The sequence below is a fragment of the Shewanella maritima genome, from assembly GCF_004295345.1.
GTDB lineage: Bacteria > Pseudomonadota > Gammaproteobacteria > Enterobacterales > Shewanellaceae > Shewanella > Shewanella maritima.
This window is the reverse complement of record NZ_CP036200.1, coordinates 2,835,865-2,852,667: the sequence shown is the minus strand read 5'-3', so window position 1 is coordinate 2,852,667 and position 16,803 is coordinate 2,835,865. Positions and strand designations below refer to the sequence as shown.

Genomic DNA, 16,803 nt, shown 5'->3' with positions numbered 1-16,803 from the left:
CCCACCAACAACTATAAGAAGATCTGTGTTTATTTTGATATGTAAATCCAAGCCATTTGTGATCGACTTCAATTAATGCTTTTTTAAGCAAACGAATCAGCATGACGTTTTAAATAACATACATACAATGTAAATAGTTCAATAACGCAAACAATTATTAACCAATACCAAGGTAGAAAATGCTATGGACGCACGCAGTCATCTTGTTATAGCAACGCTCGCCATATTTTGTTTTTGGAGTAGCCACACCCTAGCCACTCCTTGGCAAAATTTAACAAGCGAGCAACTTGAAACTAAGCTCGAACAAAAGTTCAGCGAAGGTAAATATTCCTCTAAGGGGCAGACTCCTGCCTCATGTGTCACAAGAAAAACGACACAGTGACCGCCATCTTTGATGGTGTCCACGGCCAAATCAATAACAGCAAATCGCCTATGGCGGGGTTGCAGTGTGAAGCCTGCCACGGCCCACAAGGTAAGCATAATCGTGGCGGTAAAGAGCCGATGATTAGCTTTGGTAAAGACAGCAAGCTGAGCGCCAGTGCACAAAACAGCGTATGTCAGGGCTGTCACAACGACCCGAAACAAATGGCTTGGCATACCAGTACCCACAATCTTGAAGAGATTGCCTGTGCTGATTGCCATGTGGTTCATGCTGCCAACGACCCTGCGCTAGATAAACTCAGCGTCAATGACACCTGCACCTCATGTCACACCAAAGAAAAAGCCGACATGAACAAACGCTCATCACACCCAATGAAGTGGGACCAGATGACCTGTGTTGATTGTCATGCTCCGCACGGCTCAATGAACGAAAGCGCCTTGATGCAACCAACGGTTAATGACACCTGTTACAGCTGTCACGCTGAAAAACGTGGCCCATTCCTATGGGAGCATGCGCCAGTGACTGAAAACTGCGTCTCATGTCATAACCCACACGGCAGCGTCAACGACAACATGCTTGATAACCGTGCACCTCAGTTATGTCAGCAATGTCACGCGCCAGACGGTCACGCTTCTCGCGTGGTACCTGAGCCAGGTATGGATGCATTTGGCGGCGCTAAGAGCTGCTTGAACTGCCACAGCCAAATCCATGGCTCTAACCACCCATCTGGCAGCCTGCTGCAACGCTAATGGAGAGCAAGAGAATGTCATTTAAATTAAACATGATTACCTTAGCCATGACCTTTGCAGCCACCCCTGCAATGGCCGCTAACTTTGCGGTGGGTAATGCCAATACTGACGCGGTGAACTTTGGCAAATATGAGTGTAAGCGTTGCACTCAGGCCCAAGGTTACACAGGTGAAGTGAGTGTGCACGCAGGTTACAACAATGTGGATGATATCCATGCGGGTAATGCCCTCGGCACAGCAGAAGATGGCGCCATTGGCGCAGTTAGCGGTGATGTGCGTTACCAAAACGATGAAGGCTACCAAGCTAAGCTGCAAGCCCATCAGTTAGGTATGGATAACGGCTTTGCCCGCTTTAGCGCCGGTAAGTCGGGTGTGTACAGCGTCAATCTTGACTACGACAGCATCAAAACCTATCAAGCTGGTAATGTTGAAAGCCCATTTTGGCACAACAACGGTATGCTGACGCCATCAGATACGATGCGTGTCTTTGACCTCGCCAAACAGCGCGAGAAAATCGGCCTAGGTGTAGAGTTAAAACAAGACCTGTTTGATGCCTATATCGGTTACAGCCAGGAAGATAAAACCGGTCACCAATCAAGCTCACTGGTTGCCCCTAACCCAATCAACTTTGGCTTGCCGATTGATGCGCGCACTAAGCAATTAGATGCTGGCATTAACGTCTCGGGCGATAACTGGTTAACGGAGCTGGCTTATCAAGGCAGCTACTATGAGAACAAAATGAACCACATCAGCTTGCCACACCTTTACGATGTGCAAGCCGCAACCCCTGACAATCAAGCCCATCAGGTGTCACTGTCGGGTCAGTACCAGCTTAACCGCACCGTCATGAGTGGCCGTGTCGCCACGGGGCGCATGATTCAAGATGAAGACTTAGTGAATGTCTCTGGTAGCCCACTACAAAGCTGGGATGGCCAGGTTGATACCCTTGATGGCCGCTTTGCTATCAGCTCGATGCTCACTAATCGTCTGCGCCTTGGGGCAAGCTTTGCCTACAGCGACCGTGACAACCAAAGCTCAACCGCTGAGTTTACCCAGTACAACTACAACAGTGTGACGGGCACCTTTAGGCAGAATAAGCCACAAGACATTACCCGTCATACCTACAAGTTAAACGCTAGCTACCGCATTGCTAGCGGCTACCGTTTGCAAGCCGGTTACGACCGTAAAGAAGTCGAGCGCACCTTTAGCGACCGTGAGCAAACCCATGACGACAGTCTATGGATGAAGCTGAACGTTCGTGCCTTTGACAAGTTCAATGTCAGCATCAAAGGTGAGCACGCTAACCGCAGCGGCAGTGAGTATGAGGCAAGCAAAGACACCTCATCTGAAAATAATGCCCTGCTACGCAAATACTACCTTGCTGACCGCAAACGCAATGCAGTCGAGTTAACCATTAATCACACGCCTAACAACTGGATAAGTGTCGACTTAACCACCCGTTATGCCAATGACGATTACCACAACACCCAAATCGGCTTAACTGAAGCGCAAGACTATGGCTATGACCTCAACGTCAATCTGCAATTCAGTAAGAACCTAAGCGGTTACGGTTTTGGTGGCCAGCAGTGGATTAACTCAAACCAGGCCGGTAGCCAAAGCTATGGCAGTGCCGACTGGCAAGCAGATGTAGAAGACCAATTTATCAACCTGGGTGCTGGACTTAACTATGCCGGCCTTATGCAGGACAAGCTCAGCCTAGGGCTTGATTACAACTTCAGTAACTCAATTAGCGATACCTACCCTATTGGCAGCGACACAGGCGTGCTTTATGGCGATTACTACTCATATCGTCATAGTGCCAGTGCTTATGCCAACTATGCCATTGATGAGCAAATGGCGTTGAAACTCACTTACCGCTATGAACGCTATTTCGATACCGATGCAGCAACCGTAGGGGTTAATGACATCCCAGGGATGATCACCTTGGGCGATATCAACCATAACTACAACGCGCACCAAGTGATGCTGTCGTTTACCTACAAGTTGCACTAATACGCATCGATTTATTCCCGGAGGAGAAGATTATGGAACGCAGAAGTTTTTTAAAAGCCAGTGCTGCACTAAGCTGTGCTGCTACTGTGGTCGGATGTAAAACGAGCTCTGATGAAGCTAATGTTAATCCACCAGAGCCGCCAGTTGCAGATGAAGTCATCAACTGGTCTGCATGTCTAGTTAACTGTGGCTCAAACTGCCCAATTAAAGTGTTTAGCCGTGATGGGGTGATCACACGTATTGAGACAGATCACGAGACCACCGACGAGTATGGTGTCAACCATCAAATCCGTGCTTGTGCTCGTGGCCGTTCACTTAAACAACGCACTTATGCACCAGATCGCTTAACCACACCGATGAAACGCGTGGGTAAACGTGGCGAAGGCAAATTTGTGCCTATTACGTGGGACCAAGCTTACTCAGAAATTGCAGCTAAACTTCAGTCTGTTGCGCAAGAGTACGGTAATGAGTCTATCTACTTTAACTATGGTACTGGCGCATACTACGGCTTTGCGTCAAACACAGCGACTTGGGGTCGCCTGCTAAACCTTAATGGTGGCTTCTTAAATCACCACTGGGATTACTCTTGGGCACAGGTATATTCAGCCTGTATGGCGACCTATGGCGATCAGTGGGACTCAATCGGTGGTTCTAGCCTGTCTGAAATCGAAAACAGCGACCTCTTCGTTGGTTTTGGCTACAACCCAAATGAAATTCGCCAATCTGGTTCGGGCGAAGGCTACGATTTCATCAAAGCACTTGAAGCCAACACCAATAACATTGAAGTGTACATGATTGACCCTAAGTACACTGACTCTATGCGCGGTAATGAAAACAAATGGCTTGCTATTCGTCCTGGTACAGATGCGGCAATTATTGAAGCCATTATTTATCAAATGATCAATTCAGGCTGGGTTGATACCAATGCTAAGTCGTTCCTTGATAAATACTGTGTCGGTTATGACCAAGCATCTCTTGAAGCAACCAAAGCCGACTTAGAAGCAAAAGGCGACCGTCATGCTGCCCATATCGACGTAACTGATAACTACCACGACTACATCCTAGGTTTAGGTAAATACCAAACTCAAGGTGCACGCACACCAGAGTGGGCAGAGTCAATCTGTGGTATTACCGCAGACGATATTCGCGAACTTGCTGATAAAATCATGGCAGCGAAGGCACCTTACATTATCGTAGGTGGCGGTGTAAGTCGTCACTCCAACGGTGACCAAAACACTCGCGCCGCGTACATGCTAGCAATCATGACAGGCAAAATTGGTACCGCAGGAGTGAATACTGGCGCCATGAATAGCAGCTACTCATTCCCAATTAGTGGTATGTCAGCCGGTAGTAACCCAGTTGATGTAACGATTCCTGTTTTCTCTTGGAGTGACGCGATTGTGCGCGGCGAAGAGTTTACAGGCACGACTGACGGTGTGCGCTTTGCAACCAGTGGCACTAATGAGTTAGCCGACAACAACGAAGCCAAGCTAAATAGCAATATCAAAGTTATTATCAACGCATCTGGTAATGCGCTTATTAACCAGCACTCAGACAGCAACGGCACTGCTGCCATCTTACAAGATGACACTATGTGCGAAATGATCATTGTTACTGACTGCTGGATGACACCATCAGCAAAATTTGCAGATATCTTACTGCCTGACACCACTTGGCTGGAGTCAGAGGACGTCGCTAACGACAGCTATGCATCAGGCCAAATGGCATATGCCACGATGATGAGTACCTCGCTAACGCCAGTGGGTGATTCTAAGTCAATGTACGACATCTGCGCCGGCATTGCTGAGAAGATGGGTAAAGGTGGTGAATATACTGAAGGTCGCACAGGGCGTGAATGGTGTGAGAAAATCTATGATGAAACCAAAGCGGCGAACTCTGATATCTCAATGCCTGCAACCTACAGCGAAGCGCAAGAGGTCGGTGTCTTTAGAAAGTATGCACCAACGTCAAATGTTGCGCTGCAAGGCTTTGTTGCTGACCCAGTAGCAAATCCTCGTCCGACCGTCACAGGTAAAATCGAGATCTACTCACTGTCTAATGCCTACAAAGCGGGTACCTGGACAATCAAAGAGGGGGAAACGATTTCGCCACTACCTAAATACGTTGTCACTGCTGAAGGTTTTGAAGACAACGAAAGCGCTAAATCTTACCCGCTGCAACTATGTGGCTTCCATACTAAAGGTCGCACTCACTCAAGCTATCACAATGTGCCTTGGTTACGTGAAGCCGTTGAAGATGCAGTTTGGATGAACCCGGTTGATGCTAATGCTCGCGGGCTAAATCAAGGCGAGCTAATCCACCTGTACAACGATCGCGGCACAGTGGAACTTCCAGTGCGCATCACATCACGTGTAACACCAGGCGTTGCCATGTTAGGGCAAGGTGGCTGGTACACTCCAGACCCTGATGGCCGAGTAGGTCCATCAGGCCATGTGATAGACATTGGTGGCTGTATTAACACCTTGACCAAATACGCCCCAACCCCTGTTGTTAAAGGTAACCCTCAACACACCAACCGCGCACAGGTTGCGAAAGCTTAAGGAGCAGCATCATGACTACTAACGTTCAATATGGCTTTTATATCGACACAACTAAGTGCACAGGTTGTAAAGCTTGCCAGGTGGCGTGTAAAGACCGCAAAGACATTCCTGTCGGTATTAACTGGCGCCGAGTTTATGAATACGCGGGCGGGGATTGGGTAACCAATGCAAATGGCACCTATAACCAAAACGTGTTTGCTTACTACACGTCTCTAGGTTGTAACCACTGCAATGAGCCAGTTTGTGTCAAAGCTTGCCCAACCGGCGCTATGCACAAACGCCGTGAAGATGGCTTAGTACATGTAGCAAGCGACCTATGTATTGGTTGTAGTAGCTGCGCCCGAGCCTGTCCTTACGATGCGCCACAACTTGATACTGAGCGCAAGGTAATGACCAAGTGTGATGGCTGCTTCGAGCGCCTCGCTGAAGGTAAGAACCCAAGCTGTGTTGACTCTTGTCCGCTACGTGCCATCGACTTTGACACTATGGACAATCTAAAACAGAAATACGGTAATGGTGACGGTCATATCGCGCCACTACCACCAGAAAGTATCACCTCACCTAACCTGATCATTAAAGCCAATGTGAATGGTCACCGTGACGGCGATATAGTTAACTACTCAGAGGTATAACAGTACCCTGCCGGCTAGCGTCTGCGATTTTGGGCGCTAGCCACCCTTTCTACATTTTTCGCACATTTTTTGAGTGATGACACAGTCTTGCATTAAGCCAATGTCATCCTTTTTGCCTAATCAGTATGATGGCAGCTATAGCACCCAACCATATCATCAAGGCGCCTTATGTTATCCGACAGCACTCAACATGGTTTTTATTTCGATACCCGCAAATGTATCGGCTGTAAAAAGTGCCACCGTGTGTGTAAGGCCAAATTTGATAGTGAACACAGCGTTAACCCAAGACGCGTCTACAAAAGCGACGGTGATGTCATTTACAAAAACCGTCATCAGCAAGTGCATTGCAATGTACCCACCTTCTTTATGTCGTTAGCGTGTAACCATTGCAGTGAGCCAGTTTGCGTGTTGGCGTGCCCAAGTGGCGCAATGCACAAGCGCAGTGAAGACGGACTAGTGCACGTCATTCAAGACATGTGTACCGGCTGCGGAGCCTGCGCCCGTGCTTGCCCCTATGATGCGCCGCAGCTCGACCCAGTAAAAAAGGTCATCGTAAAATGTGATGGCTGTTTTGAGCAGGTACAGCATGGCGACCGCCCATTATGTGTCGCCGCCTGTCCTAAGCAAGCGCTCGACTTTGGCACCATAGAACAGCTCAAACTAAAGCATGGTCAAAAGGCCCATATATCGTCAATTCCGTCATCGCAAATTACCTCACCTAACACCTTATTGGGCGGTCTAGAGCCAAGGCGTAGCGCTAATCGTCGCAAAGGTAATATGGGCAAGAAGTACCCTGCTAGTGACTATGCCAAAGGGTTACTAACGAGCCCTAAATAGGAATAAAATAAGTGAATATACCAACAGAACAACTTCAAGAGCTTCAAGCGGTAGCGCGTATTCTGCACAATGTATTAATTGATTACCCAAGTGAACAGTCAGTTAACTATTTTGTTAAGCACAACCTTGCCCAGCAATGGCCAAATTTTCACGATGAACACACCGCGAATACCGCTGATTGCGATCAAGGTAAGTTACTGCTGCAAAAGTACCTTACCAATTGGCACGCAGACAAAATTACCGACCTTAAACTCGACTACGGTCAACTGTATTTTGGTCCAGGTGAGCCTAAAGCTATGCCATGGGGTTCAGTGTATTTAGGTGAACAAGGGATTTTAAATGATGACTCCACCATAGCGCTGATGGATTTTTACAAGCAGCAAGGGGTGAGTTTCGAGTTAAAGCACCAGCAACCTGTTGATCATATCGCCCTGTTCTATGCAGTCATTGACCAGTTAATTGAAATGATGCTCACGGCAGTTGCTGACAACGAAGACAGTAATGACACCCAGCGCACCTTGTGCATTTTACTTCAACAACATCTGCTTACCTGGTCGGGTCGTTGCCACGAGCTTGCGCAGCAACATGCGCAAACCGACTTTTTCCGCGCTATTGCCATGTTAGCGGCCGACTTTGAACAAGCACTTGCTAATACTTTGAAGGTGATACCTGTCACTCAGCGCTTATTTCGCTAAAATCAAGGCACCAAAAGGCTAGTAAGTAAAAGTCTGATAATAGACACCAAGAGAACCAATCATGAGCGTTATTAAGTCCATTGGACAGCAATGGCAGAAAGCAGAATATGCCCACCAGCTAAATCACTTTTTTGCCAAGCAATCCAGTGTGCGTGAGCTGTTTGTCGCAGCAACACCTGCAACAACCGTCTGCAACTTGATTGCGGCTATGTGCCAGTTACCAAACAAGTCAGCAGAAGATGCACACCTTAGCTTGAATGAGGTATTCCCAAGGCTGTTTGATTGCTACATTTTGCTGTTTGTAAAACAAGCTGAACATCAACAACTGAGTCAGGCTGAGCAGCTGATTTGCTCCATCACTTTGATCTACGCTAAGCAGATACTTAATGATGCCCAGTCAACAACCGAGCAGACTCAAACAGATGAGCTAATTGAGCAAGCCAAACGCGTTGTCGCCGCCGATCAACAATTGGCAAAATCAGTGCAGGCGATGCGCCGTAGTCAAAGCAATATGGGAAAATATTAGCTCTCACAACAAATAAAAAAGGAGCTGTTCAGCTCCTTTTAATAAATCAGTAGTTTAGCCCAAACCTTAGTGAAACAAAGTTATGCTGGCGACTAGTACCAAATCTTATTGATGTACCACACCTTTTCACCATCTGGTGTTTTCACTACCGCCTCATCATCAACCTGCTTTTTTAGTAGCGCTCTAGCCATTGGTGAATCGATAGAGATGTAATCTTTACGACCAAAAATCTCGTCGTAACCGACAATGCGAAAAGTTAAGGTTTCACCATCGTCATTTTCAATCTCAACCCAGGCACCAAAAAACACACTGCCATCTTGCTCAGGTGCGTAATCAACTACCTTGGTATTTTCAATGGTTTTTCTTAAGTAGCGCACCCTACGGTCAATCTCACGCAGGCGCTTTTTATTATATTGGTAGTCAGCGTTTTCACTGCGATCACCAAGGCTTGCTGCCCACGCGACCTTCTTGGTGATTTCTGGGCGCTCTTCACGCCACAAAAAATCCAGTTCTTGTTTTAGTTTGTTAAACCCTTCTCGGGTGACAATTTGAGTTCGCATATACCTAAACTCGTATTCCTTTTAGCCTGGCTTGAAAGCCACGTCATTTATCTCTATTGATATTGGCATGCAATATAGCATACTCGCTGCCTACTGCGACTAGGGTAAGCTTGGCTACCACCATGCAGTAAACAACAAAAAGAGCGAGGAAATGTCATTAATGTGATCGCGATTACGCTCAGTTATACAGCTTTGATGTCAGGTCACAACGCGATGATTTTGAGTAATTTAAGATATGCTAAAGCTCTTAAAAACCAAGTCATTTTGCTAAATCTAAAACCAGAGTCCACCAGCTTAACCACTCAGCTTTTACCCTTGCGTGTCATGTTCTGGCTACTAAAAATAGGCCTAGTACATTTTGCTGCAGACTTGTTTGGTTTATCTGCACCGCCCAAAGACATTTACCTGCTATTTGCTGCAGAAGCATTCTACCTTGCCGCCAGCTTTATCTTGCGTAGCTATCAACACAAACATTGGGTTTTCATTTCTTTAGTCATCGATAGCATATTTTGGCTGATTTGGCTGCATCTCACAGGCGGCGCAACTAACGCCTTTGTCTCACTAATGCTGCTACCCATTGCCATTGCTGCAGTCACTCAGCCAGCATGGGCGCCCTGGTCGCTGACCTTACTCACCACATTGGGCTATAGCTTGATGATCTACGCTATTCCCGAGCATCATATGAACCATCATGGCATGGACATGCGCTCACACTACGTTGGTATGTGGTTTAACTACCTTATTTCAGCGCTGGTACTCACCATGTTTGTGGGCTTTATTGCCCATAAAATTCGCCAAAAAGATGCAGAGCTAAGCTACATGCGTGAATCACAGTTGCGTCAGGAAAAACTATTAGCTTTAGGCACATCCTCGGCACAAATGGCGCATCAACTCGCTACACCACTTGCCTCATTGCAATTACTCGTCGATGACCTTAATGAAGGCGAGCAACCAGAAATAATCGCCCCTGAAATGCAGCAGGCACTCAGCCGTTGTCAGCACACTTTGGATAACTTACGCCATGCCACCAACGCCATTCGCGAACAAAAACAAATAGTGATGCCAGTCACCGAGCTTGTAGGGTCAATCAAAAGCCAGGTGTTGCTGTTAATGCCTGAGTTAAACCTGGAAACTCACATCAGCGAAGCTGCGCAAACCAGTATGATAACGACCGATGTCAGTCTGATACCTGCGCTACTATCACTAATTGAAAACGGCGCTAGAGCCAGTGCCGAAAATGGCCTTGGTCATAAAGTAAGCTTTGATATTGACCAGGAAAGTGAGCAACTGTTTATCTCGGTGACAGACTATGGCAAAGGCATTGATAAAAGCTTAATCAAACAGCTCGGGCACAGAATAATTGAAGCGCCCAAAGGTATGGGCATTGCCCTGTTATTATCCCATGCTAGTTTTGAGCGCCTTGGTGGGCAGCTCATTATGAGCAGTCTTCAACAAGGCGGCGTTGAAGCTAGAGTGACATTACCCGTGTATGAAAAATAAAATCCTAATCATTGAAGATGACCAATCACTGGCGAATATTTTGAGTCGCCGCCTAGCCCGACATGAGTTCGAAAGCCATCCGTGCACAGATGCAAGTCAAGGTTTACTGCTGGCGCGTCAGCTCAAACCTAGCCATATTCTGCTAGATATGAAACTTGCTGAGCACAATGGCCTAAACCTGATCACGCCACTTCGGAATTTGCTACCCAACAGCGTGATAGTGCTATTAACCGGTTACGCCAGCATAGCAACGGCAGTAGAAGCGATTCGCCTCGGCGCCGATAACTATCTAGCCAAGCCAGTAGACACCCAAACCTTATTAACTGCCTTGACTGAAAAATCGCCATCACAACTTGGTAGTCAAGCCAATCAAGCAACAATATGCGAACCCGATGAGCAACCTCTAACCACGAAGCGTTTAGAGTGGGAGCATATTCAGCAGGTTCTCAACGCTAATGATGGCAATGTGTCTGCTACCGCAAGACAGCTCGGCATGCACAGGCGAACCTTGCAACGCAAGCTAGCAAAAAAGCCCTGCGCAGAAAGTCGCAGCGCTATAGCTTAATGACGCTCAGGTTAAACGGTAATTAGATTTAATGGCACTTAGGCTAATTGGCAGTTTGATTTAAGCGTAGTTTTAAGTAAAAGCACTTGGGCTGGGTAGCGCTTTTGTCAAACATAGCTACTCTTAGTTCTACCTAATATGTTTCTCATGTAAAAACTTGTACAAATAAAAGGACTTATATGTACAACTCAAACCTTTTCAATATTTGTAGCTTATTGTTTAGCTCAACGCTAAAGAGTAGCTTCCTGCTCCGTGTTAGTTTACTTGTCCCGCTTGCCTGCTCAGCAAACATTACCTTTGCCAACACCTTCAAGAATCAAAATCTGCCCACTACCTACAATCAACTAAATCCTCTTTATCGGTTACAACCTCTCATTATGAATCTTGACTCTGATACTAGGCAGCAATGGATCTATCTACTGGCAACAAATGAATACTGGCTATTTGAATTTGAGCTTTGGCACGGTGAGCCGTTAAGCATTATTCCTACGACTGTCGAGTTTGGCTCGTACCGTATTGAAGGTGAGAGCTTTTCGTTATCACCTGCATTTTTTGCCAAGTTAACAGACTATTGCCGGTCAAACCTATTTGGCCGCAGTACTATGCCTCAGCCGCTAAAGTGTAACTACCATCAAATAGCGCACCCAAGACTCAATCAAATAAGCATGCTTTACTACACATTACCAAGCAGGCTATTCATTCAGCATAGGGTTGAGCCTCAGTTACAAGTAGGTGATGGGTCTGCACCAGGGCAACTAACATTATTGCCTACAGCTCTCCATCAAGATAATGCAAGCGCTCTGATAACAATGGAACACCTATTCATTTTTCAACTCAGCTATCAAACCGATAGTCAGCTAGCCGTAATACCAATGAACTACTACCAATGATCCAATACCATTAAGCAGCGACTATCGAACTGATATAAACATCTGGCCCAAAGCACTGCCTTGCAAAATCTGTTTAAGCATCAGCCTGATTTACTTAGCAATAAACCCCTCGGTCAATCTTTTTAACCGGCTCCTACGGGGCTACAAATCGATACATGAGTAACAAAAATGTAGCAATATTCTACTGCTGTGATTTAATTATAGGGCGACTCTAAATTAGTGATTAAGTATGACTTAGTTTTTATACTGTTTTAAGGAGAGAACATGTCTAAAAAACTACTTGCCCTGATGATCTCAGGTATTCTTTTCGGTTGTGGCAGCAGTGATGACAGCCCTGAACCTCAAAAAGAACCTGATCCAACCCCAGATCCAGTCACCATTACGGGTAAATTCCTAGATAGCGCAGTCATAGGTATCGGTTACACTACTGCGACTCAATCGGGAACAACCAATGAAAATGGTGAATTTAACTATGTTGAAGGCGAAAGCGTGACGTTCGCAATTGGCGACCTAACCTTCCCTGAAACATCAGCAAAAGAAGCGGTTACCCCGCTAGATATCGCTAACACTGAAGATGTAACCAATAACCAAGTGGTTAACATGGCGCGTCTACTGCAAACGCTAGATAAAGACGGCGACCCGAGTAACGGTATTACCATCACTGAAGATGCGGCAGCCGCTGCTGAGCCAGTCGACTTTAGCCAAAGCCCTGACGAATTTGCTGCAAGTAATGCGGTAAATGCGGTTATTACTAACGGCGGTCAAGACACACCTGTTGCAGAGCTTGTATCGGAAGAAGCTGCAGTAGATCATTTAGATGACACCCTAATCGAAGAAGGTATTCAGGTAGGTATTGTTGGTACTTGGACACCCGTTGAAGATGAAAATGAACTACTTGGTTTAGTCTTCTTTGATGACGGTACTTACATTCACTATGAAGTTGACCGTAATGATGAAGAAGAAGTTTCAGGTATGGAATGGGGCACCTACTCACGCACTGCTGATGATGGCCGCGTAGTTGCCGCTCAAACTTTCGATGAAAACGGCGACACCGGTTTAACCGACTTTGTTGTGGGTGACACCACACCGCGCCTATTTGCTAACGTTAATGAACAGGGGCAATTAGTTGCGGAATTTGACGAAGATGCTGACGGTACTAACGACGGTTCTTTATCCTTCAACAAGCAAGCAAATGACGGCCTAGTCGGCACCTGGGTTGCAGAGACTATCTCTGAAAACGATGGCGAGCCAATGCCTGATGAAAACGACATTCTCGCGTTTGTATTCAATGCAGATGGTAGCTACGTTCATTTAGAAGTTGACCTAGATGACGAAACAGAAGAGTCAGGTATGGAATGGGGTACTTACACTATCGATAGTGAAAGTAACCAAATTTCAGTGTCGATTACATTCGACGCAAACGGCGACACTGGCTTTAACGACATCACTATGGAAGGTGGTCCAAACATTATGTTGAATGTGGACGGTAACCGCCTAACTGCAGATGTTGACGAAGACAACGATGGCACCGTTGATACAAAAGTGATCTTCAAACGCCAATAATCGCTTGTTAGCAATGACTTAATTCAAAGGCCACGCTCAGTCGTGGCCTTTTGTTTTGCCGCGTTTTCAGCATAAAGTTAATTGAATTGTTACAATTTCAACCCTTGCGAAATATTAAGCTAAACCATTAAATTACAGTTAGTTAGGGTGAAAAATGTGGCTTAGATTAAAAATATCACCACTGATGATAAATTTACGCTACTAGGCTGCAACAAAAGTCGCTATATTGGCTAGGGCTATAAACGATAGAACCCCTGAAAGTAAAAGGAAAAACCATGGGCCAGGAAACATCTAAAATTCTTGTTGTTGACGACGATATGCGCTTACGCTCACTACTCGAGCGTTACCTTGTTGAGCAAGGCTATCAAGTTCGCAGCGCTGCCAATGCAGAGCAAATGGATCGTTTTCTTGAGCGTGAAAACTTTCATTTAATCGTACTCGACCTAATGCTACCTGGCGAAGATGGCTTATCTATTTGCAAACGCCTACGCCAACAAGACAATGCCATCCCAATTGTCATGCTTACCGCCAAAGGCGATGAAGTTGACCGCATCATCGGCCTTGAACTTGGCGCTGACGATTACCTCCCAAAACCATTTAACCCACGTGAATTACTTGCCCGCATTAAAGCAGTCATGCGCCGTCAAACGCTTGAAGTACCAGGTGCGCCAGCGCAGCAAGAAGAAACTGTCGAATTTGGTCAGTTCTCGCTTAACCTGGCTACTCGAGAGATGTTTAATGGCGAAGAAAGTATTTCACTTACCAGTGGCGAGTTTGCAGTACTGAAAGTATTGGTTTCACATCCACGTGAACCACTATCGCGCGACAAACTCATGAATCTTGCCCGCGGGCGTGATTATTCTGCCCTTGAGCGCTCTATTGACGTACAGGTTTCACGCCTACGCCGCTTGATTGAAGTTGATGCTGCCAACCCAAGGTACATTCAAACCGTTTGGGGTCTGGGCTACGTATTTGTGCCAGATGGCACCGCAAGATAATCCACTGCAATTATGAAGCTAAAGCTAAAATGGTGGCAACGCCTGTTGCCCCGCAGCGCTTTTAGCCAAACAGTCATGCTGATTGGCAGCTTGCTGCTGATCAACCAACTCGTATCCTACTGGTCTGTAGCGGTTTATTTTATTAAGCCATCATACGAGCAAATCAACCAGCTGATCGCCCGCCAAATTAACATCCTATTTGTTGATGGCGTGGTGATTGACCGCGAAAACCTCACCCTAGTCGATGCGCTAAACGCCAAAGTACGCGACGATGTCATGACAATCTACAACCAGCAGCAAGCACGCCAAGCGGGGGTAGAGAATGCCACTTACTATGGTTTTTTATCCGATCAAATGTCGGTATACCTTAACGGTCCTGCCGAGGTCAGGTTCTCTCAAGACGAGCGCCTGAACGTATGGATTAAGCCTCCGCAAGCTCCGTCGGTGTGGATTAAAGTGCCACTGACTGGCATGAATGAGTCGGACTTATCTCCCCTCACCCTATACTTACTAGTTATCGGTGCGCTCAGTGTTGCTGGCGGCTGGCTGTTTGCTCGCAAGCAAAACCGTCCGCTAAAACGATTACAAAAAGCGGCAATGACCGTGTCTCAAGGAGACTTCCCTAAGCCACTTCCTCTAAACGGCTCGAGCGAAATTGTGGAAGTAACCCACGCTTTCAATCAAATGTCGCAAAGTATGCAGCAATTGGAGCAAGATAGAACCTTATTGATGGCAGGTATTTCCCATGACATCCGCACACCGCTCACACGCATCCGTTTAGCAACAGAGATGATGGGTGAAGAAGATGCCTACCTCAAAGAAGGTATCGTTGCCGACATTGAAGATATGGATGATATTATCCAACAGTTTATCGCTTATATTCGTAACGATCAGGAACACGAAAAAGAGCCGGATCAAGTCAATCGACTCATCCAAGAAATCGCTCAGCAGGAAGCTTATCGCAGCGTCAAAATCGAGTTAGACCTCAAGCAAACCTCCGACACACTGATGCACAGTGTTGCCATTAAACGTGTACTCAGTAATCTGGTTGAGAATGCCTATCGCTATGGCGAAGGCTGGGTAAAAATCAGTAGTTTTGAAAGCAGCAACTATGTCGGCTTTGATGTAGAAGATAACGGCAGCGGTATTGATGAGTCACAAATAGAGCAGCTGTTTTTACCTTTCACCCAAGGTGACAGCGCCCGTGGCAGTATCGGCTCTGGCTTAGGCTTGGCGATCATTAAACGTATTGTCGACAGGCATCAGGGCAAGATATTACTAAGCAATCGTGAGCAAGGCGGGCTAAAAGCCACCGTATTGCTGCCAAAAAACCTGTAGCAGGGATAGACAACCTGAATTGATCATCTAGGTAAGGCTCAAACGCTGCTGATACCTTGATAAATGGAACCCACCAAAAACTGAGAGCGCCACTATGTATAACTTAATAAAAACCGCCCAGCTTGGCCTATTATTCGCGACCACAGTTAGCCTTAGCGCTCAGCTATACGCACAGGATGATTCGCCTTTTGCGGTGTCGCTCATTTCTGGAATGGAAGCCTACCCAGAGTCGCCCGATAGCTCGTTGTCACGCGGCGTTGGCGCTCGGTTAATATATAGCAACCTTCGCTATGTTGACCCATATCAACTGGGTGCCAACCATTATGACATTCGCCTAAGTTACTTTTACGAGAAAGACTCAGAGAAATACGATGAAGACCGTTATCGTGACTCAATGGACTGGAAACTAAGATACCAGCGCCCATTAATGGCCTTTGGCGACAATGACGATTACTTACTGAGTATTCACGCTCGTCATGAAGGCCATTACAACAGCCAACAACTTGAAGAGTTCGAAATGCTCACCCTTGCGGGTGTGGCGCTTGATCGCCGCTTTGGTAGCGACAATTATTATGATCTAGGTTTTGTTGCCGCCCTTGGTTACAGCAACGAAGAGAAAGACGATGATTGGCCACGGGAAAATGGCGGCCATGGTGAAGATGTACTTGGACGCAAAGGTTATGGCTACTATTTAGAGTGGAACAATGCCTACACCTTCGCCCACTCTGGTGTGCAGCTCAATGCTACCCTGCGTACTTTCCAGGGTAACTGGAAGTATGACGCTGGCCAGTTTTATGTACAGGATCAGCTAAACATCAATGTTATCGTACCTTTGGCAAACCAAAATCACCTGCTAACTTTTGCAACACAGTACATTAAACGTGACTATGAGTTAGATCTTATTGGCTTTGAAGATGTGTTATATCGCGCAGCAGCTTCGTACACTTACTACTTTTAGTTAGATTCTACTTTTTTGTATGCAAAAACCTAAAAAG

The 16,803-nt window shown here is 46.4% G+C and carries 14 protein-coding genes and 1 pseudogene; 14 read left to right on the top strand and 1 reads right to left on the bottom strand.

What is annotated here, in order from left to right; translation table 11 throughout:
* Positions 1-184: 184 nt before the first annotated feature.
* From EXU30_RS12245 to EXU30_RS12215, 7 genes and pseudogenes are all read left to right on the top strand, one after another.
* Positions 185-1,131 (top strand): annotated as a pseudogene (locus EXU30_RS12245) (DmsE family decaheme c-type cytochrome).
* 14 nt (positions 1,132-1,145) lie between these two features.
* Positions 1,146-3,143 (top strand): MtrB/PioB family decaheme-associated outer membrane protein, encoded by a 1,998-nt coding sequence (locus EXU30_RS12240; RefSeq protein WP_130600432.1) that lies wholly within the window; start codon positions 1,146-1,148, stop codon positions 3,141-3,143.
* 32 nt (positions 3,144-3,175) lie between these two features.
* Positions 3,176-5,704 (top strand): DMSO/selenate family reductase complex A subunit, encoded by a 2,529-nt coding sequence (locus tag EXU30_RS12235; RefSeq protein WP_130600430.1) that lies wholly within the window; start codon positions 3,176-3,178, stop codon positions 5,702-5,704.
* Between the two features lie 11 nt (positions 5,705-5,715).
* Positions 5,716-6,336, top strand: a complete 621-nt coding sequence (locus EXU30_RS12230) for a DMSO/selenate family reductase complex B subunit (RefSeq protein ID WP_130600428.1) — start codon at positions 5,716-5,718, stop codon at positions 6,334-6,336.
* Positions 6,337-6,504: 168 nt separating this feature from the next.
* Entirely contained in the window at positions 6,505-7,173 is a 669-nt protein-coding gene (locus tag EXU30_RS12225) for a 4Fe-4S dicluster domain-containing protein (protein ID WP_130600426.1), read from the top strand.
* 11 nt (positions 7,174-7,184) lie between these two features.
* Positions 7,185-7,868, top strand: a complete 684-nt coding sequence (locus EXU30_RS12220; protein WP_130600424.1) for a TorD/DmsD family molecular chaperone — start codon at positions 7,185-7,187, stop codon at positions 7,866-7,868.
* A gap of 61 nt (positions 7,869-7,929) precedes the next feature.
* Entirely contained in the window at positions 7,930-8,394 is a 465-nt protein-coding gene (locus EXU30_RS12215) for a hypothetical protein (protein WP_130600422.1), read from the top strand.
* A 92-nt stretch (positions 8,395-8,486) separates the two neighbouring features.
* On the opposite strand, the gene greB is transcribed toward EXU30_RS12215, so the two are convergent.
* A complete protein-coding gene (gene greB / locus EXU30_RS12210; RefSeq protein WP_130600420.1) occupies positions 8,487-8,954 on the bottom strand; it encodes a transcription elongation factor GreB in 468 nt (155 codons plus the stop codon).
* A gap of 219 nt (positions 8,955-9,173) precedes the next feature.
* On the opposite strand from greB, the gene EXU30_RS12205 reads away from it, so the two are divergent.
* The 7 genes from EXU30_RS12205 (at position 9,174) to EXU30_RS12175 (ending at position 16,766) form a co-directional block, all read left to right on the top strand.
* Positions 9,174-10,454, top strand: coding sequence for a sensor histidine kinase (locus tag EXU30_RS12205; RefSeq protein ID WP_242620199.1), 1,281 nt, complete (start codon positions 9,174-9,176; stop codon positions 10,452-10,454).
* Entirely contained in the window at positions 10,444-11,019 is a 576-nt protein-coding gene (locus tag EXU30_RS12200; protein ID WP_130600418.1) for a response regulator transcription factor, read from the top strand. Before EXU30_RS12205 ends, EXU30_RS12200 begins: the two co-directional genes overlap by 11 nt.
* 377 nt (positions 11,020-11,396) lie before the next feature.
* Positions 11,397-11,909 carry a hypothetical protein gene (locus EXU30_RS12195; RefSeq protein ID WP_130600416.1) on the top strand — a complete coding sequence of 171 codons (513 nt, stop codon included), beginning with the start codon at positions 11,397-11,399 and terminating at the stop codon, positions 11,907-11,909.
* Between the two features lie 264 nt (positions 11,910-12,173).
* Positions 12,174-13,472, top strand: a complete 1,299-nt coding sequence (locus tag EXU30_RS12190; protein ID WP_130600414.1) for a hypothetical protein — start codon at positions 12,174-12,176, stop codon at positions 13,470-13,472.
* Positions 13,473-13,747: 275 nt separating this feature from the next.
* The gene (gene ompR / locus EXU30_RS12185; protein WP_130600412.1) at positions 13,748-14,470 is read left to right on the top strand and encodes an osmolarity response regulator transcription factor OmpR; all 723 of its coding nucleotides are present in this window, start codon (positions 13,748-13,750) and stop codon (positions 14,468-14,470) included.
* 12 nt (positions 14,471-14,482) lie between these two features.
* Positions 14,483-15,808 (top strand): two-component system sensor histidine kinase EnvZ, encoded by a 1,326-nt coding sequence (gene envZ / locus EXU30_RS12180; RefSeq protein ID WP_130600411.1) that lies wholly within the window; start codon positions 14,483-14,485, stop codon positions 15,806-15,808.
* Positions 15,809-15,902: 94 nt separating this feature from the next.
* A complete protein-coding gene (locus tag EXU30_RS12175; protein ID WP_130600410.1) occupies positions 15,903-16,766 on the top strand; it encodes a hypothetical protein in 864 nt (287 codons plus the stop codon).
* The last annotated feature ends 37 nt before the right edge of the window (positions 16,767-16,803 follow it).

Coding starts and splice junctions, on each gene's coding strand:
- ompR (WP_130600412.1), top strand. CDS start 13,748: ATGGGCCAGGAAACATCTAAAATTCTTGTTGTTGACGACGATATGCGC.
- EXU30_RS12200 (WP_130600418.1), top strand. CDS start 10,444: ATGAAAAATAAAATCCTAATCATTGAAGATGACCAATCACTGGCGAAT.
- EXU30_RS12225 (WP_130600426.1), top strand. CDS start 6,505: ATGTTATCCGACAGCACTCAACATGGTTTTTATTTCGATACCCGCAAA.
- EXU30_RS12215 (WP_130600422.1), top strand. CDS start 7,930: ATGAGCGTTATTAAGTCCATTGGACAGCAATGGCAGAAAGCAGAATAT.
- greB (WP_130600420.1), bottom strand. CDS start 8,954: ATGCGAACTCAAATTGTCACCCGAGAAGGGTTTAACAAACTAAAACAA.
- EXU30_RS12190 (WP_130600414.1), top strand. CDS start 12,174: ATGTCTAAAAAACTACTTGCCCTGATGATCTCAGGTATTCTTTTCGGT.
- EXU30_RS12175 (WP_130600410.1), top strand. CDS start 15,903: ATGTATAACTTAATAAAAACCGCCCAGCTTGGCCTATTATTCGCGACC.
- EXU30_RS12235 (WP_130600430.1), top strand. CDS start 3,176: ATGGAACGCAGAAGTTTTTTAAAAGCCAGTGCTGCACTAAGCTGTGCT.
- EXU30_RS12240 (WP_130600432.1), top strand. CDS start 1,146: ATGTCATTTAAATTAAACATGATTACCTTAGCCATGACCTTTGCAGCC.
- envZ (WP_130600411.1), top strand. CDS start 14,483: ATGAAGCTAAAGCTAAAATGGTGGCAACGCCTGTTGCCCCGCAGCGCT.
- EXU30_RS12230 (WP_130600428.1), top strand. CDS start 5,716: ATGACTACTAACGTTCAATATGGCTTTTATATCGACACAACTAAGTGC.
- EXU30_RS12195 (WP_130600416.1), top strand. CDS start 11,397: ATGAATCTTGACTCTGATACTAGGCAGCAATGGATCTATCTACTGGCA.